Source organism: Bradyrhizobium sp., from assembly GCF_030646015.1.
Taxonomy (GTDB): Bacteria; Pseudomonadota; Alphaproteobacteria; order Rhizobiales; family Xanthobacteraceae; genus Bradyrhizobium.
Window position 1 is genome coordinate 16,331 of record NZ_JAUSLT010000072.1, and the last position, 24,760, is coordinate 41,090.

Genomic DNA, 24,760 nt, shown 5'->3' on the forward strand with positions numbered 1-24,760 from the left:
GAAGTTATTGTGGTCGTCATTCCGGGTTCGATGCCTTGCATCGTCCCGGAATGACGGGTGTCCCTACGCCACGCTGGCGAGGAACGCCCGTTCCGCCGCCTGCACCGCGTCGGGGGTTCCGACATGCATCCACACGCCGTCCAGCCGCAGGCCGAACAGCCGCCCCTGCTCGTTGGCGGAATCAAATTTCCGGGTCAGCGAAAATTCGCCCTTCGGCGCGTCGGCGAACAGTGACGGCGACATGATCGCGGCACCGGCATAGACGAACGGAACCACCTCGTGTTCCCGGCGCTTGCGCAGCACGCCGTCGGCCAGCATGGCGTAATCGCCGCGGCCGGCATAGCCGATGCTGCTCGCCGTCGGCGCCATCAGCAGCAGGATATCCATCCGCGCGGGGTCGAAGGCTTCCGCCAGCCGGGCCAGATTGGGCCGCACGCCATCGATCCATAGGGTGTCGGCGTTGACATGGAAGAACGGCGCGTCGCCCAGCAAAGGCAGCGCCTTGACGACGGCGCCGCCGGTGCCGAGCACCTGGTCACGCTCATCCGAAATGATCACGCGGGGCCGGGTTCGCCCCTTGGTGTGATCGATGATCTGGTCGGGCAGGTAATGCACATTGACGACGGCCTCTTCGACGCCAGCGTCGCCGAGCTTGTCCAGCACATGATCGAGCAAGGCGCTGCCGGCCACGCGCACCAGCGGCTTCGGCATGTTGTCGGTCAGGGGACGCATGCGCAGGCCAAGACCGGCGGCGAGGACCATGGCTTTGGTGGGCTTGACGGACATTTTTGGAAACTTCTCGAACAGTTATGGTGAACCGCAATCATATCACGGCGATTCGCTGGCCGCATGGATCATGACGCCTTAGTCGTCCGGCATGACGGCCATACGACGGCGTCACCCTCAGGCGTCGGCCTCTTGCGAGCGCTTGGCTTTTTTCAGCTTGGCGCCGGTTTTGATGAAATTGACGCCGATCTGGTCGCCATTGACCCAGGACAGCTCGCAGCGGCGGTAGGCCAGGCCGGTGGACGACAGCAGCAGGAAGAATTCCTTCAGATGCAACCCCTCGACCGAGCCCTCAACCGTGAGCTTGGCGCCGGTTTCCGACACGTCTTCCATCGTGCATTCGCGCCGCCAGGTGCCGTCGATGCCCATCATGTGCGCGGAAAAACCGCGCTCAAAGATCACGCGTTCGCCCTTGCGCCGCTCGCTCGTCGCCATTGATTTGCTCCGCCAAAGCCGCCACACCCCGGGCTTTCGGGGCAGGCACTAAGCGCAGGTTAACGCGGGGGTGGCTAATAACCCGTAAACCTACGGGCCCGGCGGCGGCACATGGGCGGCATACCACTCCCGAAGCGGCGCCAGCACCGGGTGCGCCAGCGAACGGGTGAGATAGGTCCAGATCCGGGGCTGGTGCTTCAGATACTGCGGCTTGCCGTCGCGGCGGTTGAGCCGGGCAAAGGTGCCGAGCAGCCGCGTGTTCCGCTGCGCCGACATGATGGCGTAGAGTTCGGCGAACTGGGCCGCGTCGAAGCTGCCGTCGGCCGCGCGCCGCGCCTTGATGTAGCGCGTCAGCAGCGCGAGTTCGAGCGCTTCGGGAACGTCGATCCGCGCATCCTGCAGCAGCGACACCAGATCGTAGCTGGCCGGTCCCATGACGGTGTCCTGGAAGTCGATGATGCCGACCCGCGCAATGCCCTGGCGCTCGCCGAGCCAGATCAGGTTGGGCGAATGAAAATCACGCAGCACCCAGGTCTTGTCGGCTGCCGCGGGCCTGGCGAGCAGATCGCGCCACATCGCGACGAATTCGGCGCTGACATCATCGGTCAGGACGGCGCCGCGATCCGGCAGATACCATTCGGGCATCAGTCCGATCTCGACCAGCAGCGCATCGGTGTCGAAGAAGGGAATGGCGTAGGTGAACCCGGGCGCCAGCGGCAGTCTTTCCGGCAAGGGCTCGCGATGCAGTGCCACCAGCATGTCGGTCGCGGCCTCGTAACGATCCGCGATCGGCGCGGGCGGATCACCCTCGATGACGCCTTCGCCGCCGAAATCCTCGGTGATCAGAAATCCGGCGTCGAGGTCGGCATGGTGGATGGCGGGCGCCGAGAAGCCGCGCTCGCGCAAGCCGTTGGCGATGGCGACGAACGGCTTGACGTTCTCGGCCAGATGCACGGCCGTGGCATAGGTCTTGCCGCCATCGGGCCGCCGCGGCGAGTTCATCAGGATCACGACGTCATCGTCGCGGATCAGCCGCGCATAGGAGCGGGTCGAGGCGTCGCCGGCCATGCGCCGGCGCTTGGCGTCGAGATGGCCGGCGCCGTCGAGAAACTGCCGCAGCGTCTTCAGCCGCGCGACCTGCGCGGCGGCCTTGCCGTAGCCGGTGATTTCGGCCGATCGTGCCGCCGAGCCCAGCGCCGGGCGATGGCTGAGCGCGATGTCGATGCGGTCTTCCGGCAGCGTACCGGCGGCCCGTTCCGGCCATTCGATCAGCACCACCGTGGCGTCCGGCAAGGGCGACAGCCCGATCTCCTCCAGTTCGATGGGATCGTTGACCCGGTAGAGATCGGCGTGAATCAGCGGAAACGGGGCGAGGTCGTAGCTTTGCGCCAGCGTGAAGGTCGGGCTTGGCACCTCCAGCGCGTCGTCGTCGGCGAGATAACGGATCATGGCGCGCGCCGCGGCGGTCTTGCCGGCGCCGAGATCGCCCGAGAGGGTGATGAGGTCGCCGGGGCCGATCAGCAAAGCGAGGTCGGCCATCAAATGCGCCGTCGCGGTCTCGTTCGACAGCGCCAGCGAGAATGTGACGGGAGCGGTCATTCCGCGGCGTGACGATGCGCGGCCTGGTCGATCGGAAAGTCGCAGGTGACGGTCGTGCCCCTGCCGACGATCGAATCGACGCTCACCTTGCCACCGTGCAGCTCGACGAACGAGCGCACCAGCGACAGGCCGAGGCCGGCGCCGCGATGCTTCGAGCCGTTGGAATGACTCTCGAACCAGTCGAACACCTTGTCCTTGACGTCCGGCGGAATGCCCGGGCCGGAATCGGTCACGGTGAAGACCACGCTGTGTTCGGTTCGCCGGGCGCTGAGGCCGACCGTGGCGTCCTGCGGAGAGAACCCGACGGCGTTGGCCAGCAGATTATACAACACCTGCACCACGCGGCGCTCGTCGCCGGTGAAGTTGCCGATGTTGGGATCGACGTCGACCTTGAGTTCGATGCGGTCGGTGGCGAGCCGGTCCTGGATGCCTTCGGCGGCGGCCTCGATGGTCTTGCGGATATCGATGGAGCCGAGATTGAGCGACATCGCGCCGGCGTCGATGGTGGCGAGATCGAGGATGTTGTTGATAATGGCGAGCAGCGCGTTGGTCGAGGCGGTGATGTAGCCGAGATATTCGGCTTGCTTCGGCATCAGCGGGCCGGTCACGGGGTCGGCGAGGAAATGCGCGAAGCCGATGATGGTGGTCAGCGGCGAGCGCAGCTCGTAGGACACGTGGTGGACGAAATCGACCTTCATCTGGTCGGCGGTCTCCAGCGCCTCGTTGCGCTCGCGCAGCGCGCGCTCGACATTCTCGGTGTCGGTGATGTCCTGGAAGGTCAGCATGGTGGCGCCGTCGGGCAGCGGCATGGTCATGCAGTCCAGCACGCTGCCGTCGTTGCGCTCCAGCTTCAGCGGCACCTCGACCCGGTTCTCGATCGCGGTGATGGCTTCGCGGATGGTCCGCCAGGCCGCTTCGTCGTCGAACAGCGGCTTGCACCAGCCTTCCACGGTCTCGATATGCGGCTGTTCGCGCAGCGCCTCGGGGGATAGCTTCCACATCTTGGCGAAAGCCGGATTGAACAACTGGGCGCGACCGTTGCTGCCGAACACCGCGACGGCTTCGGCGAGATTGTCGAGCGTTTCGCGCTGCACCCGGATCAGGCCGTCGAACCGCCGCGCCAGATCGAGGCTTTCGGTGACGTCGTCGAACAGATAGGTGACGCCGCCTTCCGGATTGGGCGTGGTGACGACGCTGACGGCGCGGCCGTCGGGCAGGTACCAGGTGTCCTTTTCGGGCTCCACCGCGCGGTAGGCCTCGTGCAGCTTGGCCTTCCAGGCCCGGAAATCCGGCTGTTCCGGAACTTTTCGCGCGGCGCGCAAACGATCCAGCACGCTGGAATCATCGGGGTTGCTGTCGAGGAAGGCGCGGTCCAGGTCCCACAGCCGGCGGTAGGAATCATTGTAGAACGCCAGTCGCCGCTGGCCGTCGAACACCGCGACGCCGGACGACAATTGATCGAGGGTGCGGCGATGCGCTTCCGCCATCCGCTCCAGCGCCGCGCGCAGCGCGGTGGCCTCGGAAGCGTCGATGGCGATGCCGGCGCTGCCGCTGCCGACATTCATCGCGCGCACATCGTAGATTCGGCGCTCGCCGCCGACCACGATCGGCAACCGCGCGGTGAAGCTTGATGCTTCCTTCAACGCCCGGTCCATCGCGCCGCGGTCGTCGCTGTCGAGCAGTTCGAGGCCGCGATCGATCGCGTCGGCGACGCTGACGGCCTCGGTCGCCCGCGCATAGGCGGCATTGGCGTAGTTGAGACCGCCCTTGGCGCCTTTGGCCCAGATCGGCCAGGGTGCCGCGGCGGCGAAGCCGCGCAGCATCTCGGTTTCCTCGGACAGCGCCTTGTAGCGCAAATTGGTCTCCGCCAGTTCCCGGCGCAATCCGCCGAGTTCGCGAATCCGCACAATGGCTTGGCCGCCGATGGCGCGGCCCATGGCCTCCAGCGCGTGTCCGTTCGAGGTGGTGAGATTGATCAGAAAGCCTTCGCCGGCCTCGCGCAGCGCGTCGACCGCATGGTCCATCTGCAGCGCCGGCTCCGGCGGCAGCCAGGTTCCAAACGCCAGAATGCGCTGCGGCGAATCCTGCGCCATCAGCAGCGAGGTATCGCCTGATATTTGCGGGCGATTGTCGCCCGCGGCCCACGCGATCAGGATCTGGGGTTCGGCAAACAACAGCGCGCGCAGGCGGTCGGCCTGGACTTGCAGATCCCCGATGTCGGAGCGCAGCCGCGCCTCATTGGCTGCCGCGCGAACCCGGGTGCGCATCAACAGGATCGCGGCCACCACAGAAAAGCCGAGCAGCGCCAGTGCTGTGGCCAGGATCACGAATTCCTGGTGATCGAGATCGAGCCAGGCCACGATCGACTGAATGAAGGGCAATTCGCCGGCATAAGCGGGTGCTGCCGGCAGCAGTGCCGTCATGCCAAAGGCGATCAGGCCGTTACGTGCCAGTGAAGTGCACGACAGCAGGGTCCGACGCATCGCCACGATCACGCCCGACATGGTTTGCCCCAAACCGCACGACTTTACGCCCGGCGCGCTTCAACCCGCCGTTCGCGAATCGAAAGACAATATCCCCAACGGGACTCGGGGGGTAAGAGTCCAGATCGTGAACGTGAATCGCATCGTAAAAAAATGCCGAACTAAATTTTTTCGACACGATTTTTATGAAAAGGCACCCGCTATTTTACGGAGTCTAGCGGCCGGTCGAACCGAATCCGCCGGTGCCGCGATCGGTGGTGGAAAGCGTCGCCACGGGAACCAGCTCCGCCATGACCACAGCGGCAATCACCATCTGCGCGATGCGCTCGCCGCGCCGGATCGGGAACGGGGCATCGCCATGGTTGATCAGGAGCACGCCGATCTCGCCGCGATAATCCGCATCGACGGTGCCGGGCGAGTTCAGCACGGTGATGCCGTGCTTGGCGGCAAGCCCGGAGCGCGGCCGGACCTGCGCCTCAAAGCCCGGCGGCAGCGCGATCGTCAGCGCGGTCGGGACCAGCGCGTATTTTCCGGGAGCGAGCACCATCGGCGCGCCTTCCGGCACCGCCGCCAGCAGGTCGAGCCCCGCGGCATGCGCGCTCTGATAGGCCGGCAGCGCCAGGCCCTCGCCATGCGGCAATTGCCGGATCTCGACTTTGACTGAGCTCACGAGGTTTTCTCCACAGTACGGGCAATCCGCGCCACCAGTTCGGTGGCGACTTGCTCTTTGCTCATGACCGGCCAGGAGTCGACCGCGATCTCGCCGCCATCGCGGGTCAGCAGATGAACCGTGTTGCGGTCGCCGCCCATCACGCCGGTCGCCGGCGATACGTCATTGGCGACGATCCAGTCGCAGCCCTTGCGCGCGAATTTTGCTTTGGCATTGTCGATCAGGTGCTCGGTTTCGGCAGCAAAACCGATCACCAGCGGCGGGCGTTTTTCCCGCAGCTTCGAGATCGTCGCGAGGATGTCAGGATTTTCAACCAACTGCAGCGGCGGCATGCCGGCCGACGTCTTCTTCAGCTTTTGCTCGCCCGCATTGTCGACGCGCCAGTCGGCGACGGCGGCGGCGAAGATCGCGATATCCACCGGCAGCGACGCTTCGACCTGGGCCAGCATGTCGCGCGCGGACTCCACATGCTTCACGGTGACCCCCGCGGGATCGTCGAGGTCGACCGGTCCGGAGACCAGGATGACGTCGGCGCCGGCGGCCTGCGCCGCCGCGGCAATGGCAAAACCCTGTTTGCCGGAGGAGCGGTTGGCGATGTAGCGCACCGGATCGATCGGCTCGTGGGTGGGCCCTGCGGTGATCAGCACGCGTTTGCCGGCCAGCGGGCGCGGTTGTGGTGGCCGCAGAAATTTCTCGGCGGCGGCCGCGATTTCCGTGGGCTCCGCCATACGGCCGACTCCGGCCTCGTTGGCTTCGGCCATCTCGCCGGCGTTGGGCCCGATCATGGCGATGCCGTCGCGTTCGAGCTGTGCGACGTTGCGCCGGGTCGCGGCGTTGTTCCACATCAGGGGATTCATCGCCGGCGCCAGCAGGATCGGCCGGTTGGCCGCGAGCAGGATGGCGCTGGCGAGATCGTCGGCGTGGCCCTGCGCCATCTTGGCCATCAGGTCCGCGGTCGCGGGCGCCACCACGATGAGGTCGCAGTCGCGGCCGAGCCGGATATGGCCGGCGTCGAACTCGCTCGCGGCATCGAAAAGATCGGTGTAGGCGCGCTCGTTCGACAGCGCGCTGGCGGAAAGCGGCGTGACGAACTGCTGGGCGGCGCGGGTCAGCACGCAGCGGACGTGAATCTGCCGCTCCTTCAGCCGCCGGATCAGGTCCAGCGCCTTGTAGGCGGCGATACCGCCGCCGATGATCAGGGTGACGCGCGGCAGGCTGTGGATGGCGCGAGGCCCGCGATCCGCCGACGGCGCCTGGAGGACGGCCGGCGGCGTGGCGGGGATCGGCGAGGGGTAATGCGCCGCCTCGCGCAAAATCACCCGCACCTCGTCCTCGACCGATCGACCGTTGCGGGCGGCGCGCAACCGCAGCTCGTCCCGGATAGCGTCATCGAGTTTTCGGATGGTCAGGCTGGCCATGGGCGATATCCAGATAAATTGATTGCAATGCTAGCATAAAATGCATGCATTGCAATCAAAGTTGACGGACAGCGAACAGGATCGCGATGAAGGTGCCTGCGATGATCCAGAGCGCCAGGGTGCGCGCGCGGTTCTTGCGGCCTTCGGATCGGCCCAGCGCTGCAATCGTCTCCGGCGACAGCGTAATGCCCTCCCGGGTCATGGTTTCCAGCTGCTCCAGCACCGCAACCGAGCGCGAGGCGATCGAGGGCAAGGCTCCCAGCACCCGGCCCAGCTCGCCGGCGCCGGCCGCAGCGCCTTGAATGCGTCCTACGGGTCCGAGATTGCGCTCGATCCATTCGCGAACCACGGGGTCGGCGACCTTCCAGATATCGAGCTTCGGATCGAAGCCGCGCGCCACGCCCTCGACCACCACCATGGTCTTCTGCAGCAGGATCAGTTCGGGACGGGTTCGCATGTCGAACAGGCCGGTGACCTCGAGCAGCAGGGTCAACAGCTTCGCCATCGAGATTTCCTCGGCGACGCGGTTATGGATCGGCTCGCCGATGGCGCGGATCGCCTGCGCGAAATTCTCCACCGAGTGATGCGCCGGCACATAGCCGGCCTCGAAATGCACTTCGGCGACGCGGCGATAGTTGCGGGTGATGAAGCCCAGCAGAATTTCGGCGAGGAAGCGGCGCTCCTTCATGCCGAGCCGGCCCATGATGCCGAAATCGACCGCGACCAGCCGGCCGGCGTCATCGAGAAACAGATTGCCCGGATGCATGTCGGCATGAAAGAAGCCGTCGCGCAGTGCATGGCGCAGGAAACTCTGGATCACCTTGCGCCCGAGCTCGGGCAGGTCGACCTGCGATTGCTCCAGCCGCGCATGGTCGCTGAGCGCGATGCCGTCGATCCATTCCATCGTCAGCACATTGTGCGTGGTGCGGTCCCAGTCGACTGTGGGCACGCGAAAATCCGGATCGTCGCGGGTATTCTCCGCCATCTCGGAGAGTGCGGCCGCCTCCAGCCGCAGATCCATCTCCATCGCGACCGAGCGCGACATCGTATTGATGACCTCGATCAGCCGCAGCCGCCGGGCTTCGGCCGAATGCGCCTCGGCCTTGTGCGCGACGAAGAAAAAGTCGGCGAGGTCGCGGCGGAAACGCGCGGCGACGTCGGGCCGCAGCACCTTGACCGCGACCGATGTGCGGACGCCGTCCCGCTCGGTTTCCGCGCGATGCACCTGCGCGATCGAGGCCGCGGCCACCGCGGGCCCAAAGCTCGCAAACGCCTGCGCCACGCTGCGTTCCAGCGATGCCGCGATGACGGCTTCGGCCTCTTCCTGCGCAAACGGCGGCAGCCGATCCTGCAGGCTTTCCAGGTCGCGCGCCATGCTGGCGCCGACCACGTCGGGCCTGGTGGCGAGAAACTGTCCGAGCTTGAGATAGGCCGGCCCGAGCCGGGTCAGCGCGCGCGACAGCCGCGGGCCGGATTTGGCGCCGGGCCGCTCGATCAGCCGGGCGATGCGCAGCGCCAGCTGCCCCGGCGGCGGCACCAGCGAGGGATCGACCACGCTGAAGACGCCCTCGCGCGCGAACACGAAACCGGCGCGGGCCAGCCGCGCGATGTGGGTAAGTGCAGAAATCACAAACGCCAGCCCGAATGCAACGCCACGATGCCGCCCGAAAAACTCTGCCAGCTGGCGCGGGAAAAGCCGGCGGTGCGCATCATCTCGGCGAACGCATTCGGCTTGGGGAATTTCCGGATCGATTCGACGAGGTATTGATAGGAGTCGGCGTCGCCGGTCACGGCGCGGCCGAGCGGCGGAATCACCTTGAACGAAAACAGGTCGTAGATGCGATCGAGCCCGGGCATGTCGACGGCGGAGAACTCGAGGCACAGAAATCGCCCGCCCGGCTTCAGCACCCGCCAGGCTTCGCTGAGCGCCAGATCGATCCGCGGCACGTTGCGGATACCGAACGCGATGGTGTAGGCGTCGAAGCTGCGATCCGGGAACGCCAGCGCCTCGGCATTGCCTTCGACGAACGACACCCGGTCGTCGAGATGCCGTGCCGCGGCGCGGGTGCGGCCGACCTCAAGCATGTCGGAATTGATGTCGCAGACGGTGGCCCGAAAGCCCGCGCCCGCCGCCCTGGCGGCGCGAAAGGCGATGTCGCCGGTGCCGCCGGCGACGTCGAGCAGCGCAAACGGCGTATCCGCGCGCGGCGGATTGAGCGCGTTGATCATCAGGTCCTTCCAGACCCGGTGCAGGCCGACCGACATCAGATCGTTCATCAGGTCGTAGCGCTGCGCCACGCTGTGGAACACGTCGTTCACCAGCGTCTGCTTGTCCCCGAGGGGGACGTCCCTGAAGCCAAAATGCGTGGTCTGGTCCGGTCGATCCATCAGCTCTTCTCCGTCGCCGGACCATAGCGCGCCCGCCGCAATGGCGCTATCACGTCACGTCCTCAAGGTGAACGCCCCGGTATGCCCGAATTACCCGAAGTCGAGACCGTCCGCCGCGGCCTGCAGCCCGTCATGGAGGGATTCCTGATCGCGAAAGCGGAGGCCCGGCGCAAGGATCTGCGGTTTCCGTTCCAGAAGGATTTTGTCGCCAGGCTGGAGGGTCAGACCGTCACCGGGCTCGGCCGCCGCGCCAAATACCTGATGGCCGATCTGGGCTCCGGCGACGTGCTGTTGATGCATCTGGGGATGTCGGGCTCGTTCCGCGTGGTCGCCGATGAGGGGACCAAATCGCCCGGCCAATTCCACCATCCGCGGAATGAGGACCGCGCGCATGATCATGTGGTGTTTCACATGTCGTCGGGCGCATCCGTTGTTTTCAACGATCCGCGCCGTTTCGGCTACATGAAGATCATCGCGCGCCACGCGCTGGAGGCGGAGCCGTTGCTGAAGGGGCTCGGCCCCGAGCCGCTCGGCAATGAATTCGACGCCACCATGCTGGCGCGCGCCTGCGCCGACAAGAAGACCAGCCTGAAGGCCGCCCTGCTCGACCAGCGCGTGGTCGCGGGCCTCGGCAACATCTATGTCTGCGAGGCGCTGTATCGCTCGCAGCTGTCGCCGCGAAGGTCGGCCGCGACGCTGGCGAAGAAAAACGAGCCCACCGATCACGCCAAACGGCTGGTGAGCGCCATTCACGGCGTGCTCAACCAGGCCATCAAGGCGGGCGGCTCGTCGCTGCGCGATCATCGCCAGACCTCGGGCGAACTCGGGTATTTCCAGCATTCGTTCCAGGTCTACGACCGCGAAGGCGAGCCATGCCAGACAGCCAAGTGCGGCGGCATCGTCAAGCGGTTCACCCAGAACGGGCGTTCGACCTTCTGGTGCCCGAAATGCCAGAAGTAAAAGGAAAGTGAGCCGCGCAAGCTGGCGGGCGCGCCGAACGCAGCCGTCATCCTGAGGTGCCAGCCTCGAAGGATGAGAGTTCCGCGCTTGTGGCCCATCCTTCGAGGCCTTCGCTTCGCTACGGCACCTCAGGATGACGTCTCGCGAGTCACTGGATCGACGCAACGTGCGCGACCCCGTGACAAACGAAACGAAGCAATCCGGCGGGGCTGGTAGCCGGATTGCTTCGTCGCCTTGCTCTGCGCAATGCCCAGCGCCGAGCCTGGTGTTGGTGGCGAACCCGAGCGATCAGGTTCAGGAGGTCAGCGCGTCAGCGTGAACTGCTTCTTCCGGTGCCGGCAGGAACATCGTCGGAACGATGTCGGGCGAGGCCGGGAGCAGGCTGATCATCAGCGGCTCGTCGGCGGTCACGCCGCCGTTCAACCGGGTCTCGACCCACTGCCAGAGGCCGCGGACTTCGTCGGCCGATTTGCCGGATGGCGCGTATTCGATGACTGCCAGACCGAGGCCCAGCGCATCCTGATGATCGTTGCGCATGACGATGTAGGGCTGTGCGACCACGCTGGCGAGATCGTTCGATATCTCGTCGCCGAGGACGATCGCGGCATTGCTGACGCGCTGGCCGCGGATCGGGGTCTGGTTGAGGACGAAGGCAAACGGCGTGTTCCAGGCGCGGGCGAGGTTCAGCGTCGAAGCGGTGGCTTCGACATCGGCAACGCTCGGGCGCGACGGGATCAGGCATAGATCGGCGTAGCGAATGGCCGCCGTGGTCGCAGCACTGGTGCCGCCGGCGGTGTCGATGATAACAAGGGTCACGCCGCTGCGGTCCAGCGACTGCAGCTTGTCTTCGATATCACCGGCGCTGTAGACCGGCTCGACCAGCGGCTCGGCATAGGGGCGACGCCCCTGCCAGTTCGAAAGCGTGCCTTGCGGATCGGTCTCGATCAGGCGAACGGTGTGCCCGGCCTGGATGGCCGCCAGCGCGAGGCCGATGGCGAGCGTACTCTTGCCGCTACCACCCTTTTGGGTGGCTAGAACGATCGTATGCATTGTAGTTCCTTTGAAGAATTTTTGAGGGATTTGCGGTACGCTCTACTGGTGCATCACATTCTGCGATGCCGAGCATTCTCGCTCAGGACTGCCGGCCCGATCCCAAAACGTCATGGATCGCGGCTGTCCGAATCACCTAACTCTTCGACGCTACCTTTTTTGAGGTATCTGGCTATTCCGGAACAATACGGTACCGCGAAGCTTTGCCCGGGTAACCGTCACAGTTGTCCATCCAGCGAAGAGACGGCCAGCACGATGCGCAAGGTCTCGATCGAGGCGGCTCTGGAGCCGCGGTCGGCAAATTGAAATTCCCGACACGATCAAGACGATTGATACATAGTGTCACCCGCGACAATGGAGGATGGCTGAGCATGACCGGCAACTGGCGCGATCGCACCGACACCGTCTTCGAGTGTCAGAAGCAGCCGGCATCGGGCAGCCGCGGCATGGTGGTCAGCAATCATCCGCTGGCCTCGGCCGCGGGTGCGGAGATGCTCGCCGCCGGCGGCAACGCCATCGATGCCGCGATCGCTACGCTGTTCACGCTGACCGTGGTCGAGCCGATGATGGTCGGCATCATCGGCGGCGGCATGGCGCATATCCGGCTCGCCGACGGCAGTCACCGTTTCATCGACGGCCAAAGCACCGTTCCCCTTGCGGTGAGGCCGGATACCTATCGCTCGAAGCCGGGCTCGGCCCATGACGTGTTCGATACCGTCGGCGACGAAAACCTGAACGGCCCGAAGGCGGTCGCGGTGCCCGGTTCGCTCAAGGCCTGGTGCGAGACGTTGCGGCGGTTCGGTACCATGCCGCTCGCCGATGTCATGCAGCCCGCGATCAAGCACGCCTCGCGCGGCTATGCGGCGACGCCTTATCTGCATGAATGCATCAGCGACGGCGCGGCCGAGATGCTGAAGAACAAGGCGATCTCGGCGATCTATCTGCCTGATGGTACGCCGCTGAAGGTCGGCGAGCGCGTCGTGCAATCGGAATATGCCGAGACGCTGAGCTATATTGCGCAGCATGGTGACGCCGCGCTCTATACGGGGCAGCTCGGCGACGTCCTCGTCGATTACATGAAGGCCAATGGCGGCTTCATCACGCGGCAGGACCTGACATCCTACAAGACCGTCGAGCGCGCGCCGATCCGGGCCGATTATCGCGGCTGGCAGATTCTCGGGCCGCCGCCGCCCGCCGCCTCCGGCGTGCACATCGCGCAGATGCTGAATATTCTGGAGGGTTACGACATCGCAGCGCTCGGCTTCGGCACCGTGCAGACCATCCATTATCTCGCCGAGGTGTTGAAGATCGCCTTTGCCGATCGCGCCGCCGCCAGCGGCGATCCGGATTTTGTCGGCGTACCGGTGGAGCGGCTGACCTCGAAGGACTATGCCAAAGAGCGCCGCGGTGCGATCGATCCGAAGCGCGCGCAAAAATGGAGCGCTGAAGTGGCGCAGCTCGAGGGCGCGCACACCACCCATATGACCGCCGCCGACGCGATGGGGAATGTGGTCGCGACCACGCAGACCATCAACAATCTGTTCGGCGCCAAAATCCTGATTCCCGGCCTCGGCACGGTGCCGAACAATTACATGAACCTGTACGATCCCCGGCCGGGCCACGCGCTGTCGCTGGCGCCGGGCAAGCGCGTCACCACGTCGATGTCGCCCATGATGGCGCTGCGCGACGGCAAGCTCGTCTATGCGCTGGGCCTGCCCGGCGGCAAAAAGATTTTTCCGAGCGCCATGCAGGCGTTGATCAATCTGATCGATCACGGCATGAGCCTGCAGGAGGCGGTCGAGGCGCCCAGGGTCTGGACCGAAGGCAATGCGCTGGAGGTCGAGGCGACGGTTCCCGACGGCGTTCGCACGGCGCTGGTGTCGATGGGGCATCAGGTACTCGCCGTATCGACCGTGGCCGGCGGCATGAACGCGATCCAGTTTCACGATGACGGTTCGATGTCGGGCGCGGCGTGCTGGCGCGCCGACGGCACGCCGGTCGCCCTCGCCGGAGGTCTCGCGCGCGCGGGCATCCGGTTCGGCCTGGCGTGACCGGCGCGGGATTGCGCAGCCGCACGTTGGTCAGGGCAGACGGCCGCCTTGCAGGTGGAATGTCCAGCCGGCCGCGGTGACGGCCTGCTGCACGGCATCGCGCACTTGCGCGTAGTCGATCGCGCCGCCGCCTCCCGGCGAAGCGTCGGCGCGTTCGCCGGACAATTTCCAGCCGCTTACTTTGGTTTTTTCGACGGTCACGGTCGGCGGCGGCAGGCCCCAGCTCGACTCGGTAACAGATTCACGAAATTGCACCGTGCGATCCGCGACCGACGGCCGGCACGACATCCGGTAGTTGACGGTGCGGGCGCCGAGCCACCATTTCGACCGGATCGGCTGGGCTTCGCCCGTCAATCCTTGCCCGTCCTCATGGACGGTCAGACCGAGCGCGCCAAGCCGGGCTTTCAGCGCAGCCAACAGATCCTGTTCGGACGACGGGTCGGGCACTTTTTCTCCTCAGTGCGTGTACAGGATGCGCTGCCAGATCGTGCCGCCCAGATATTTGCTGCCGGCCACGAAGTAGACGATGACAAGCGCGAACAGGATCAGCGCCGGCATGCCTTCGAGTTTGAATCCCTCGGCGGTAACGCTGCCGGTCAAGTAGCCGATCGCGTAACCACCGCCGAAGAACACCGTCGCGAAGTCGAGAATGGCGGCGAGCACCTTGCGCCAGGTGGCTACCGGTTTGACCGTGTCGGTCATATCAGCGCCTCACTTGCCGATGGCGGAAAAATCGGTGGCCCCATGGGTGAGAAGACCAGCGTCGCCGGCGTCGCTGGTCGATGTATCCCGGACCTTCACGTCGATCGCAATCAGCTTCAGCTCGCCCTCCGAAACCGCGAAGTCGAGTTCATAGCTGAGGCGGCTCGGCGTCGTGTCGAAATAGCCACGCAGCATCAGCGATCCGTTGCTTGCGAATTTTGCCGGGGTGGTCGGAACGATCGGCTTCGCCGCGATCGTGTCGATGTGCTTGCCGGCGAACACCTTGAAGGCCTGCTTCAGGGTATCGGCGCTGAACCTGTCGCGGAACGGCTTGGCCATTTTGGCGTACATCACGGCGTAGTTGCCGGTCAGGTTGGCGTCGTTGAAGGTCAGCAGCGAGGTCTTGACCATGACCTCCTCGACGAAGGGCGTCGGCAGCGGCGGGGATTGCGCAACCGCCGAACCGGAGCCGGTGATGCAGACGGCGAGCGTTGCGATCGTCGTCGTCAAAAGGCGTTTCATGGTCATGCCCCGTGAAATGGCTTGTGCCGAAATGAATAGCGAACTGGAGCGGCAATTAGCCTCGCCGGCATTGATCCACGTCAACAATCCGGCCGCGCCACCGGCGATTTCGTGACCCACTTCATGATCGGGAAGGCAGGCGGCACGGTATTCCCCATGGCGAGGAGGGTGTCTTCCCGGCAGCGCCCTTGCGCTGTCCGGCGCGGCTCTCAGGATGAGTTGGCGCTACTTCCGCACGCAGATCACGCGCACCACGGACGCCTTGGCGTCCGCCGATCCGCCCGCCGCAGTGACGCCATTGGCTTTGAGAAAGCCGCGCACGGTATCGGCCGGCACCAGCGCCGCGGCTGCGGCATTGGCCGGTCCCGCCACCTGCACCGGCTTCAACAGCGCGATCCCTGCGAATTTGCCGTCGGTATCGAGCGCCGCGGCACCGGAAAAACCCAACCCCGGCGCCGGCGACAGTTCGCTGCCACTGCCGCCTGGCGTGATCGACGCCTTGACGCTGCTCGCCGCGGCGCGGCCGGCCTGGTTCTGCGGATCGGCGATCCCCGTCAGTTCGACGCTGGATTTCGCTGCGCCATTGCCGAGATTCAGCGGCGTCAGTCCGCGCGCGCCGTAGATGCGCAGCAGCGCGAGATCGTGATCCTTGTCCTCGGCGACGCGGTCGGCGTTGCCATGGCCGGCGATCGCGATCGCGAGGCAGCTGTCGGTGACCTGACGGTCGGTCAGGATGGCGCCGTCGCCGCTGACGACAATGCCGGTGCCGTATTCGACGGTCTTGCGCGGCGGCGGGCCGGCGGCCTGCGCGCCCGCCGGGAACGGGTTGAAGGCGCTCGACATCGCGATCACCACCGGCTCGACGGTGTTCTCGACGGCCTGGTCGTACAGGATGGTGAGGATGCGGACCTCGTCGCCCTTGAACGTCCCGCGCAGATAGAATTTCTTCAGGCCCTGCAAGCCCGACAGCACGAAGAAGTCCGGCTTGACCACCGTGTAGTCGATCTTGCGCCCGCCAGGCTCCTTCTTTTCCTGCTCGGCGAGTTTTGCAGTGCTCGGATTGGCTTCCTTGCGCCGCGACAGCTGGATCTGGACGGTGCCGGTGGCGGAGGTCCATTTGCTGCCATTGGCGTCGGTCGATTGCTGCGGCACCAGTTTGGTCGGGATGCCCAGCCGCGCCCCGGTGCCCATATCGGTGACGATCTTCCAGCCGACGTTTTCCTGTTTGCGCTTCGCCGTCTCGGCGAGGATGCCGCGCTCCTGCGGATTGAGCACGCCGGTCTGCTTGGCACCGCGGCCCTTCTGGAATTCCTTGATGGCGGCGATCATGCGCTCGCTGACTTCGCCCGTGATCGCGCCATTGTACTGGCCGACCCAGGCGAGATCCGACTGGATCGCCAGGCGTTCGGCCTGCGGCATCGCCTTGGCGGTATCGGCCGGGGTCTGCAGCGCGGGCCGGATCGGCACGGTGGTGACCGGCTTTGCATTGGCGCCGGCCGTGGCCGGCGGCGTCAGCTGGGCCTGGGCGGAAGCCCCCATCGCTGCGAACATCAATGTTGCCGTCAGCAACGATCTCATGACAGGTCCCGGTCCATTAAAGTCAGTGCAATTAAGCACATCTGCTTGGTCGGCAACAGCTGAGCGAAGGTTCAAGCAACCCCTCATCCTGAGGAGCCGCGCGTGCTTCGCGCGGCGTCTCGAAGGATGGCTGCAGGCAGTGTGCCAGATGGTTCGAGACGCGCGCCGGACAGCGCAAGGGCGCTGCCGGGAAGACGCGCTCCTCACCATGAGGTATTGGTGGGCGATGAGGAAGGACAAAAACCGACCATGCTGAGCGCCGAGGAACTCGAACGATACGCCCGCCACATCGTGCTGCGCGAGGTCGGCGGTCCCGGCCAGGCCGCGCTGAAGGAAGCCGCGGTGCTGGTGATCGGCGCCGGCGGCCTCGGCGCGCCCGCGCTGATGTATCTCGCCGCGGCCGGCGTCGGCACGCTCGGTGCGGTCGACGACGACATGGTGTCGTTGTCCAATCTGCAGCGCCAGATCATTCATTCGACGCCTGACATCGGCCGCCAGAAGGTCGACAGCGCCGCCGGGCAAATCTACGCGCTCAACCCGCACGTCCGCTTCGCCGCGCACGCCTCGCGGCTGACGGCCGGCAATGCGATGGAGCTGATCGGCAGTTACGATCTGGTGCTCGACGGCTCCGACAATTTCGAAACCCGCTATCTGGTGTCGGATGCGTGCTTCCTCGCCGGCAAGCCGCTGATCACGGCCGCACTCGGCATGTTCGACGGATCGCTGACCACGATCCGCGCCCATGAGACCAACGCCGAGGGCGAATTCAACCCGACCTATCGCTGCCTGTTTCCCGAACCGCCCCCGGCGGGGACGGTGCCGGCCTGCGCCGAGGCCGGGGTGCTGGGCGCGCTGGCGGGGGTGCTGGGATCGATGATGGCGCTGGAGGCGATCCGCGAGATTGTCGGTTTCGGCGAGGGGCTGGTCGGCCGGCTGCTGATGATCGACGCCCGCGCGATGCGGTTCGAAACCCTGCGCTACAAGCGCGATCCGTCAAACCCGCTCAACGGCGATAAGCCGGCGATCACGGATCTCAGCGGATATCTGAACGAGATCTGAGACGCCGCAGGCAGCCGGGCTTCCGTTTCACAGCATGCTCGGCAGCACGCGATCCGGCGGCTTGTGGTTGTCGAGGAAGGTCCGGATGTTGATGATCACCTTCTCGCCCATCTCGACGCGGCCTTCGATGGTGGCCGAACCCATATGCGGCAGCAGGGCGACCTTGCCGGCCCTGGCGAGCCGCACCAGTTTGGGGCTGACCGCCGGCTCGTTCTCGAACACGTCGAGGCCGGCGCCGCCGATCTCGCCGGCTTCGAGCAGCTTGATCAGCGTGTCTTCGTCGATCACCTCGCCGCGCGCGGTGTTGACGATATAGGCGTCCTTGCGGATCAGCTTCAGCCGCCGCGCCGACAGCAGGTGAAACGTCGCAGGCGTATGCGGACAGTTCACCGAGATGATGTCCATCCGCGCCAGCATCTGGTCGAGGCTTTCCCAATAGGTCGCGCCCAACTCGTCGGCGATGACAGGCGCGACCGGGCGGCGGTTGTGATAGTGGATCTGCAGGCCGAAAGCGCGGGCGCGGCGCGCCACGGCTTGGCCGATGCGGCCCATGCCGATGATGCCGAGGCGCTTGCCGCCGATGCGATGGCCGAGCATCCAGGTCGGCGACCAGCCCGGCCAGTTCTTGCCCTCGGTCAGGATGGAGGCGCCTTCGATCAGCCGCCGCGGCACCGCCAGGATCAGCGCCATGGTCATGTCGGCGGTGTCTTCGGTCAGGACCTTCGGGGTGTTGGTGACGGTGATGCCGCGCGCATGGGCCGCGGTCACGTCGATATTGTCGACGCCGTTGCCGAAATTCGCGATCAGCCGCAGCTTGCATTCGGGGTCGTTGAGGAGCGCTTCGGTGATTTCATCGGTGACGGTGGGCACCAGCACATCGGCGGTCCGCACCGCCTCGGCGAGCTGTTCCGGCGTCATCGGCGTGTCGTCGAGATTGAGCCGGGCGTCGAACAGCTCGCGCATCCGGGTCTCGATCGAGTCCGGCAGCTTGCGCGTGACGACAACGAGAGGCTTTTTCTTGACCGGCATTTCCTGCTCTCACGAGTCTGTAGCTCGCCATCCCCTTAGATCGTCAAACGGCCCCGCCGTTGAGGCCTCATTAACCCGGTTGTTCGACACTGCGGCGGGCCGCGCGGTCCCGGTGTTTGGTTACGGCTTGCTGATCGTTTTCTTGTAGGTTTCTTGTAGTTTTCCTGGGTTCCCCAATATTTCCCGCTGGTTTTCCGACGGGAAATTCCGGGCTCGTCCTGGTTCAGAGCGTTCCGTCCTCTCTAGCAGAAGGCCGGGCCAAGACAAGAACCCAGGACAGGAGCCCAAGGCAAGAACCCAAGGCAAGAACCCCGGCAGGTCGCCCGGGAACGAAAGATTGCGGGGGCGCAACGGGATCGCGGAGGGCGCGATCGGGATCGCGGGGGCGATCGGGCGGGGGTACAGGGGTTCGGCATTCCCGGTGTTTCAGCTCGAAGAATTTGAGTTGGGTTTCTCGGCAGGAGACGAGTTGATGGCGTTGAGGCGTTTTTGCAGGTTGGTGGTGCTCACAGGCTGCATGCTGGGTGCGTCGGCCGTTTCAGGGTTTTCGGCCAAGGAATCCGGCCAGACCACCAGCGGCCTGCCGCTGCCGCGCTATGTCAGCCTCAAATCCGACCATGTGAACGTCCGGGCCGGTCCGACCAAGGACAATGACGTCGCCTGGGTCTACACCCGCTCCAGCCTGCCGGTTGAGATCACCGCCGAATTCGAGAACTGGCGCCGGGTCCGCGATTCCGAGGGCGCCGAGGGCTGGGTCTATCACTCGCTGCTGTCGGGCCGCCGCACCGCCGTCATCACCATGAAGGCCAAGGACGAACTCGCGCCACTCTACGATCGCGCCGATCCGACCTCAGCCGTCGCCGCCCGCCTGCAGGCCGGCGTCGTGGCCCAGGTGAAGAAATGCGTGAACGGCTGGTGCCGCGTCATCGGCAACGGCTTTGACGGCTGGATCGAGCAGCAGCGGCTGTGGGGCGTCTATGCCGACGAGAAGGTGGATTGACCCGCGCAGCCCCTCAACACGTCGTCCCGGCCAAGTGAGCGAAGCGAACGCCGAGCCGGGACCCATAAGCCGCGGCCCATCGGTCAAGGCAATCGGTTAGATGCCTTCTGCAAACAATCAGCAGCGGTGGTTATGGGTCCCTGCGCCCCGTGCGCAATTTGCGCACTAGGCAGGGACGACGGGCTAGCGCTTCTTGCGCAGCCGCACGACCATGTCGACCCGGGCGATTTCGTAGCCTTCGGGCACATCCGGCATCTTCTGCAACACCAGATGCGGGTCGGGAATGTCGACCAGCTCGTGGCTGTTTTCGAGATAGAAGTGGTGATGCGTCGTGACGTTGGTATCGAAATAGGTCTTGGTGCCGTCGACGCTGACCTGGCGCAGCAGGCCGGCATCGGTCAGCTGGTTCAGGGTGTTGTAGACGGTGGCGAGCGATACCGGGACCTTGGCGAGGGTGGCTTCCTCGTAGAGCATTTCCGCGGTGAGATGGCGGGCGCCCTTTCCGAACAGCAGCCAGCCCAGCGCCATGCGCTGACGGGTCGGACGCAGCCCGGCCGCCTGCAGCATTTCATTGACGTCATGCCAGGGGCAGCCGGTCAGCGCCGGCTGGTGGCCCGCGGGGCGGGTCGCAGGATGGGCGGCGTCGTCATTCAAAATCGAAGTATCCACGCTTATTTCCACGTCGGGCACCGCACTCGCTGTCGCACTAGTATTGCGACGGAATATAGAAGGAAATCCGTTAGATGCAAGTATTTCGCAACTAGAACGGCCCCATGGTAACTAGAACGATCCTAAGGTAAATGGAACCGGTAGCGGAACGCGGCGATTTCCCCAGCGGTGGTGCTTTGCCACCGGCAGGGCCTATGATAGAGAGCGCGCGGACTTAGCTTTGCGATCCGGCAAAGGCGAGCGCCGGTTGCCGCAGGACCATCCTGAACTGCGGTATTTGCGCCAACTAGCGATAATTGGTGCTTCCTACGCGAATCGGGTCCCTTTCGCTCGAAAGCGCTCCATCAGGATTTGAAAGAGGCTCGGCAGCATGCTGGATCGACGCGGCAGTTACGAATACGAGGATCTGCTGGCGTGCGGCCGCGGCGAGATGTTCGGCCCGGGCAACGCACAATTGCCGCTGCCGCCGATGCTGATGTTCGACCGTATAAGCGAAATTTCCGAGACCGGCGGGGAGTATGGCAAGGGCCTGATCCGCGCCGAACTCGAGGTGAAGCCGGATCTCTGGTTTTTCGGCTGCCATTTCAAGGGCGATCCGGTCATGCCGGGGTGTCTGGGTCTCGATGCGTTCTGGCAGATGGTCGGCTTTTATCTGGGCTGGACCGGCGGCGCCGGGCGCGGCCGGGCGCTGGGCCTCGGCGAGCTGAAGTTTTCCGGACAGGTGCTGCCGAACGTCCGCAAGGTTGTGTACAATGTCGACATCAAACGCGTGATGCGCTCAAAGCTGGTGCTGGGCATCGCCGACGGGTGGCTTTCCACCGACGGTGATATTATCTATCGCGCGAAGGATCTGAAGGTCGGGCTGTTCAAGCAGGACGCCGAACCTCAGCCGGGCATCTGACACTGTTCCGGCCGAGGCGGCATTCGGTTTGACGACGGCCATCACACAAAACCGCAACGACAGGGCGAGGCGATCATGAGGCGGGTTGTCATCACGGGGATGGGCATCGTCTCGTCCATCGGAAACAACACCCAGGAAGTACTGGCGAGCCTCCACGAGGCGAAGTCCGGAATCACGCGCGCGGACAAGTATGCCGAGCTCGGTTTCCGCTCCCAGGTGCAGGGCGCGCCGACGCTCGATCCGGCCGGCGTCATCGACCGGCGCGCGATGCGCTTCCTCGGTGAGGGCGCGGCGTGGAATCACGTCGCGATGGAGCAGGCGATCCAGGATTCCGGGCTCGAGCCCACGGAAGTTTCCAACATCCGCACCGGCATCATCATGGGCTCCGGCGGACCGTCGGCCCGCACCATCGTGGAAGCCGCCGACATCACCCGCACCAAGGGGCCGAAGCGGGTCGGGCCGTTCGCGGTGCCGAAGGCGATGTCGTCGACCGCGTCGGCGACGCTCGCCACCTGGTTCAAGATCAAGGGCGTCAACTATTCGATCTCGTCGGCCTGTGCCACCTCGAACCATTGCATCGGCAACGCCTACGAGACCATCCAGATCGGCAAACAGGACGTGATCTTCGCGGGCGGCTGCGAGGAACTCGACTGGTCGCTGTCGGTGTTGTTCGACGCGATGGGCGCGATGTCGTCGAAATACAACGACACGCCCGCGACCGCGTCCCGCCCCTATGACGTCAGCCGCGACGGCTTCGTCATTGCCGGCGGCGCCGGCGTGGTGGTGCTGGAAGAGCTCGAACATGCCAAGGCGCGCGGCGCGAAAATCTACGGCGAGATCGTCGGCTACGGCGCCACTTCGGACGGCTACGACATGGTCGCCCCCTCCGGCGAGGGCGCCGAGCGCTGCATGAAAATGGCGATGGCCACCGTCGACACCAAGATCGACTACATCAATCCGCACGCGACCTCGACGCCGGCCGGCGATCCGCCGGAAATCGAGGCGATCCGCAAGGTGTTCGGCGTCGGCGACAAGTGTCCGCCGATCTCGGCGACCAAGGCGCTGACAGGACATTCGCTCGGCGCCACCGGCGTGCAGGAGGCGATCTATTCGCTCTTGATGATGCAGAACGGCTTCATCTGCGAAAGCGCCAACATCACCGAGCTCGACCCCGTGTTCGCCGACATGCCGATCGTGCGCAAGCGCATCGACAATGCCAGGCTGGGCACCGTGCTGTCGAATTCCTTCGGTTTCGGCGGCACCAACGCCACGCTGGTGTTCAAGCGGATGGATGCGTGAGATTGCGCGCAAGCTGATCGCCTCATTCAACGTCATGGCCGGGCTTGTCCCGGCCATCCACGTTTTAATTGACGCGAGATCAGAAAGACGTGGATGGCCGGGACAAGCCCGGGCATGACGAAAGAGAAAGTGTCGAAACAATGCAGGACCTGTTGAAGGGCAAGCGCGGGCTGATCATGGGCATCGCCAATGATCATTCGATTGCGTGGGGCATTGCCAGGACGCTGGCGGCGCAGGGCGCCGAACTCGCCTTCACTTACCAGGGCGACGCGCTGGGCAAACGCGTCAAGCCTTTGGCCCAGTCGCTCGGTGTCGACACGGTGATTCCCTGCGACGTCGAAGACCTGGCCAGCGTCGATTCCATGTTCGAGACGCTGCGCGCCAAATGGGGTCATCTCGACTTCCTGGTCCACGCCATCGGCGCTTCCGACAAGAATGAGTTGAAGGGCCGCTACGCCGACACCTCGCGCGAAAATTTTTCCCGGACCATGGTGATTTCGTGCTTCTCCTTCACGGAACTGGCCAAGCGCGCCGCCGAGCTGATGCCGACATCCGGCGGCAGCATGATTACGCTGACCTTCGGCGGCTCCATGCGTGTGATGCCCAACTATAACGTGATGGGCGTCGCCAAGGCCGCGCTGGAAGCTTCCGTGCGCTATCTCGCCGCCGATTTCGGTTCGCGCGGCATTCGCATCAACGCGATTTCGGCAGGACCGATCCGAACGCTGGCGGGATCGGGTATCGGCGATGCGCGCGCGATGTTTGCGTTCCAGCAGAAGCATTCGCCGCTCGGCCGCGGCGTGACGCTGGACGAACTCGGCGGCTCGGCGCTCTATCTGCTGTCGGAACTGTCGGGCGGCGTCACCGGCGAAATCCACTACGTCGATTCCGGCTACAACATCATCTCGATGCCGCGGCCGGAAGAGCTGAAGAACCTCGGGTAATAGAGGGTAGGGTGGGCAAAGCTTCCGCCGAGCTCGAAGAGCGAAGGTGGAAGCGTGCCCACCATTGCAGGTCGCGATCGGGATAGATGGTGAGCACGGCGCAAGGGCGCCTTTGCCCACCCTACGATTCTCGCCTCGTTCCTACCCCGCCGCGATCTTCTCCGCGCGCTGGAATGCCGGGCGGGCGGCGCAGCGATCGAGATAGGCGTCGAATGACGGGCGCGGCGGCACCATCTTGAACATCCGCACCGCGAAATTCAGTCCCGACCCGATGACGATATCCGCGGCCGAGAAGGTTTGCCCAAGAATCCACGGGCCCTTGCTTACCGCCGCATCGAGCACGTCGAACACGCGCTGCGCCTCGCCCCAGCCGGCGGCGACCGGATTCATCTCGATCTTGGTCGCGAGCTGCACGATCGCGGGCTCGATGCAGCCGGGCGAGAAGAACAGCCAGTAAAGATATTTCGCGCGCGTGGGATCGCCGAGCGGTGGCGCCAGCCTGGCCTCGGGATAGCGCTCGGCGACATAGGCGCAGATCGCGGCGGCGTCGGCCAGCGTGGCGTCGCCGTCCCCGAGCGCCGGAACCTTGCCCATCGGATTGATTGCGAGATATTCCGGCGTTTTTTGCGCGCCGGTGGTGATGTCGGTCAGCACGCGCTCATAAGGCTGCCCGGTTTCTTCCATCAGCCAGAGCGCGGTGAACGATCGCGAGCGCGGCGCCCAGTAGAGTTTCATCATTTGAGTGTTCCCTGCTTCTTCCATCGATAAAATTTCATGACGAACCCGGTCATCGGTTCGACCTGTTCCTTTTCATGGACAAATCCCTCGCGCTCGTACCAGCGCCACGCCTTTTCGTTTTCGCGCACGCAGCGCAGCTCGATCTCTTCGGGCAGCTGCAGGCGCGAGAATGCCAGCAATTGCCGTCCGAGGTTCTGGCCCTGATATTCCGGCGCGACGAACAGCTGGTCGAGATACAGCTTGGGCAGGTGCAGCGCCAGCATGGCCGCAAGCTTCCCGTCATCGTCGGCGACGAACAGGCTCCAGCCCTTCTCGACCTCAAGCGGAATCCGCGCACGCAGCTTCGCCAGCAGGAAATTGCTGGCCTGCTCGATCCCGGTCGAGGCCCAGCTGTTCATCCAGACCCGCGCGATCGCGTCATATTCGTGCGGCACGGCGGGACGGATGGTGGGCGGCGGCATTCAAACTCCTTCGGGCAA

25 protein-coding genes are annotated in these 24,760 nt (G+C 65.0%); 8 read left to right on the forward strand and 17 right to left on the reverse strand.

What is annotated here, in order from left to right; all coding sequences use genetic code 11:
• Window positions 1-63: 63 nt before the first annotated feature.
• The 8 genes from Q7T45_RS10505 to ubiE form a co-directional block, all read right to left on the reverse strand.
• Window positions 64-786 carry a nucleotidyltransferase family protein gene (locus tag Q7T45_RS10505; RefSeq protein ID WP_304870436.1) on the reverse strand — a complete coding sequence of 241 codons (723 nt, stop codon included), beginning with the start codon at window positions 784-786 and terminating at the stop codon, window positions 64-66.
• A gap of 117 nt (window positions 787-903) precedes the next feature.
• Window positions 904-1,221: a PilZ domain-containing protein gene (locus Q7T45_RS10510; RefSeq protein ID WP_304870437.1), complete on the reverse strand. Its 318-nt coding sequence runs from the start codon at window positions 1,219-1,221 to the stop codon at window positions 904-906.
• 90 nt (window positions 1,222-1,311) lie between these two features.
• Window positions 1,312-2,820: a tRNA (adenosine(37)-N6)-threonylcarbamoyltransferase complex ATPase subunit type 1 TsaE gene (tsaE, locus tag Q7T45_RS10515; RefSeq protein WP_304870439.1), complete on the reverse strand. Its 1,509-nt coding sequence runs from the start codon at window positions 2,818-2,820 to the stop codon at window positions 1,312-1,314.
• Entirely contained in the window at window positions 2,817-5,324 is a 2,508-nt protein-coding gene (locus tag Q7T45_RS10520) for a PAS domain-containing sensor histidine kinase (RefSeq protein WP_304870441.1), read from the reverse strand. The genes tsaE and Q7T45_RS10520 overlap by 4 nt, the downstream gene beginning before the upstream one ends.
• 193 nt (window positions 5,325-5,517) lie before the next feature.
• Window positions 5,518-5,973: a dUTP diphosphatase gene (gene dut, locus Q7T45_RS10525; RefSeq protein WP_304870443.1), complete on the reverse strand. Its 456-nt coding sequence runs from the start codon at window positions 5,971-5,973 to the stop codon at window positions 5,518-5,520.
• Complete coding sequence (gene coaBC, locus Q7T45_RS10530) at window positions 5,970-7,391, reverse strand: bifunctional phosphopantothenoylcysteine decarboxylase/phosphopantothenate--cysteine ligase CoaBC (RefSeq protein WP_304870445.1); 1,422 nt, start codon at window positions 7,389-7,391, stop codon at window positions 5,970-5,972. Before coaBC ends, dut begins: the two co-directional genes overlap by 4 nt.
• 55 nt (window positions 7,392-7,446) lie before the next feature.
• On the reverse strand, window positions 7,447-9,021 hold the full coding sequence (gene ubiB, locus Q7T45_RS10535) for a 2-polyprenylphenol 6-hydroxylase (RefSeq protein WP_304870447.1): 1,575 nt from the start codon (window positions 9,019-9,021) through the stop codon (window positions 7,447-7,449).
• On the reverse strand, window positions 9,018-9,779 hold the full coding sequence (gene ubiE, locus Q7T45_RS10540; RefSeq protein WP_304870449.1) for a bifunctional demethylmenaquinone methyltransferase/2-methoxy-6-polyprenyl-1,4-benzoquinol methylase UbiE: 762 nt from the start codon (window positions 9,777-9,779) through the stop codon (window positions 9,018-9,020). The genes ubiB and ubiE overlap by 4 nt, the downstream gene beginning before the upstream one ends.
• An 81-nt stretch (window positions 9,780-9,860) precedes the next feature.
• On the opposite strand from ubiE, the gene mutM reads away from it, so the two are divergent.
• Entirely contained in the window at window positions 9,861-10,739 is an 879-nt protein-coding gene (gene mutM / locus Q7T45_RS10545) for a bifunctional DNA-formamidopyrimidine glycosylase/DNA-(apurinic or apyrimidinic site) lyase (RefSeq protein WP_304870450.1), read from the forward strand.
• A 294-nt stretch (window positions 10,740-11,033) separates the two neighbouring features.
• Here the strand turns inward: mutM and Q7T45_RS10550 are convergent, their stop codons facing one another.
• The gene (locus tag Q7T45_RS10550; RefSeq protein ID WP_304870452.1) at window positions 11,034-11,789 is read right to left on the reverse strand and encodes a ParA family protein; all 756 of its coding nucleotides are present in this window, start codon (window positions 11,787-11,789) and stop codon (window positions 11,034-11,036) included.
• 371 nt (window positions 11,790-12,160) lie between these two features.
• Between Q7T45_RS10550 and ggt the strand changes: the two genes are divergently transcribed.
• Window positions 12,161-13,840: a gamma-glutamyltransferase gene (gene ggt, locus Q7T45_RS10555; RefSeq protein ID WP_304870454.1), complete on the forward strand. Its 1,680-nt coding sequence runs from the start codon at window positions 12,161-12,163 to the stop codon at window positions 13,838-13,840.
• Window positions 13,841-13,870: 30 nt separating this feature from the next.
• Here ggt and Q7T45_RS10560 read toward each other — a convergent pair whose 3' ends face one another.
• The 3 genes from Q7T45_RS10560 to Q7T45_RS10570 are packed head-to-tail and all read right to left on the reverse strand — an operon-like array spanning window position 13,871 to window position 14,953.
• Window positions 13,871-14,287: a hypothetical protein gene (locus tag Q7T45_RS10560; RefSeq protein ID WP_304870456.1), complete on the reverse strand. Its 417-nt coding sequence runs from the start codon at window positions 14,285-14,287 to the stop codon at window positions 13,871-13,873.
• Between the two features lie 9 nt (window positions 14,288-14,296).
• Window positions 14,297-14,542: a hypothetical protein gene (locus tag Q7T45_RS10565; protein ID WP_304870458.1), complete on the reverse strand. Its 246-nt coding sequence runs from the start codon at window positions 14,540-14,542 to the stop codon at window positions 14,297-14,299.
• A 9-nt stretch (window positions 14,543-14,551) separates the two neighbouring features.
• Window positions 14,552-14,953 carry a hypothetical protein gene (locus tag Q7T45_RS10570; RefSeq protein WP_304870460.1) on the reverse strand — a complete coding sequence of 134 codons (402 nt, stop codon included), beginning with the start codon at window positions 14,951-14,953 and terminating at the stop codon, window positions 14,552-14,554.
• On the opposite strand from Q7T45_RS10570, the gene Q7T45_RS10575 reads away from it, so the two are divergent.
• Entirely contained in the window at window positions 14,946-15,179 is a 234-nt protein-coding gene (locus tag Q7T45_RS10575; protein ID WP_304870462.1) for a hypothetical protein, read from the forward strand. The genes Q7T45_RS10570 and Q7T45_RS10575 overlap by 8 nt on opposite strands.
• Before the next feature lie 110 nt (window positions 15,180-15,289).
• Here Q7T45_RS10575 and Q7T45_RS10580 read toward each other — a convergent pair whose 3' ends face one another.
• On the reverse strand, window positions 15,290-16,642 hold the full coding sequence (locus Q7T45_RS10580; protein WP_304870464.1) for a serine protease: 1,353 nt from the start codon (window positions 16,640-16,642) through the stop codon (window positions 15,290-15,292).
• Window positions 16,643-16,891: 249 nt separating this feature from the next.
• On the opposite strand from Q7T45_RS10580, the gene Q7T45_RS10585 reads away from it, so the two are divergent.
• On the forward strand, window positions 16,892-17,701 hold the full coding sequence (locus Q7T45_RS10585; RefSeq protein WP_304870466.1) for a molybdopterin-synthase adenylyltransferase MoeB: 810 nt from the start codon (window positions 16,892-16,894) through the stop codon (window positions 17,699-17,701).
• Window positions 17,702-17,728: 27 nt separating this feature from the next.
• Here Q7T45_RS10585 and Q7T45_RS10590 read toward each other — a convergent pair whose 3' ends face one another.
• The gene (locus Q7T45_RS10590; RefSeq protein ID WP_304870468.1) at window positions 17,729-18,730 is read right to left on the reverse strand and encodes a D-glycerate dehydrogenase; all 1,002 of its coding nucleotides are present in this window, start codon (window positions 18,728-18,730) and stop codon (window positions 17,729-17,731) included.
• 472 nt (window positions 18,731-19,202) lie between these two features.
• Here Q7T45_RS10590 and Q7T45_RS10595 point away from each other — a divergent pair, with 472 nt between their 5' ends.
• Complete coding sequence (locus Q7T45_RS10595; protein ID WP_304870470.1) at window positions 19,203-19,730, forward strand: SH3 domain-containing protein; 528 nt, start codon at window positions 19,203-19,205, stop codon at window positions 19,728-19,730.
• A 183-nt stretch (window positions 19,731-19,913) separates the two neighbouring features.
• Here Q7T45_RS10595 and irrA read toward each other — a convergent pair whose 3' ends face one another.
• The gene (irrA, locus tag Q7T45_RS10600) at window positions 19,914-20,405 is read right to left on the reverse strand and encodes an iron response transcriptional regulator IrrA (protein WP_370691254.1); all 492 of its coding nucleotides are present in this window, start codon (window positions 20,403-20,405) and stop codon (window positions 19,914-19,916) included.
• A gap of 364 nt (window positions 20,406-20,769) precedes the next feature.
• On the opposite strand from irrA, the gene fabA reads away from it, so the two are divergent.
• The 3 genes from fabA to fabI all read left to right on the forward strand — a co-directional run bounded on the left by fabA (window position 20,770) and on the right by fabI (window position 23,543).
• Window positions 20,770-21,300: a 3-hydroxyacyl-[acyl-carrier-protein] dehydratase FabA gene (fabA, locus tag Q7T45_RS10605; RefSeq protein ID WP_304870473.1), complete on the forward strand. Its 531-nt coding sequence runs from the start codon at window positions 20,770-20,772 to the stop codon at window positions 21,298-21,300.
• A 75-nt stretch (window positions 21,301-21,375) separates the two neighbouring features.
• Window positions 21,376-22,599 carry a beta-ketoacyl-ACP synthase I gene (gene fabB / locus Q7T45_RS10610; RefSeq protein WP_304870475.1) on the forward strand — a complete coding sequence of 408 codons (1,224 nt, stop codon included), beginning with the start codon at window positions 21,376-21,378 and terminating at the stop codon, window positions 22,597-22,599.
• A 140-nt stretch (window positions 22,600-22,739) separates the two neighbouring features.
• Window positions 22,740-23,543, forward strand: a complete 804-nt coding sequence (fabI, locus tag Q7T45_RS10615; protein WP_304870477.1) for an enoyl-ACP reductase FabI — start codon at window positions 22,740-22,742, stop codon at window positions 23,541-23,543.
• A 141-nt stretch (window positions 23,544-23,684) separates the two neighbouring features.
• Here the strand turns inward: fabI and Q7T45_RS10620 are convergent, their stop codons facing one another.
• Together Q7T45_RS10620 and Q7T45_RS10625 are read right to left on the reverse strand one after the other, a co-directional pair.
• Window positions 23,685-24,281: a glutathione S-transferase family protein gene (locus Q7T45_RS10620; protein ID WP_304870480.1), complete on the reverse strand. Its 597-nt coding sequence runs from the start codon at window positions 24,279-24,281 to the stop codon at window positions 23,685-23,687.
• Window positions 24,278-24,742: a GNAT family N-acetyltransferase gene (locus tag Q7T45_RS10625; RefSeq protein WP_304870482.1), complete on the reverse strand. Its 465-nt coding sequence runs from the start codon at window positions 24,740-24,742 to the stop codon at window positions 24,278-24,280. The genes Q7T45_RS10620 and Q7T45_RS10625 overlap by 4 nt, the downstream gene beginning before the upstream one ends.
• Between the last annotated feature and the right edge of the window lie 18 nt (window positions 24,743-24,760).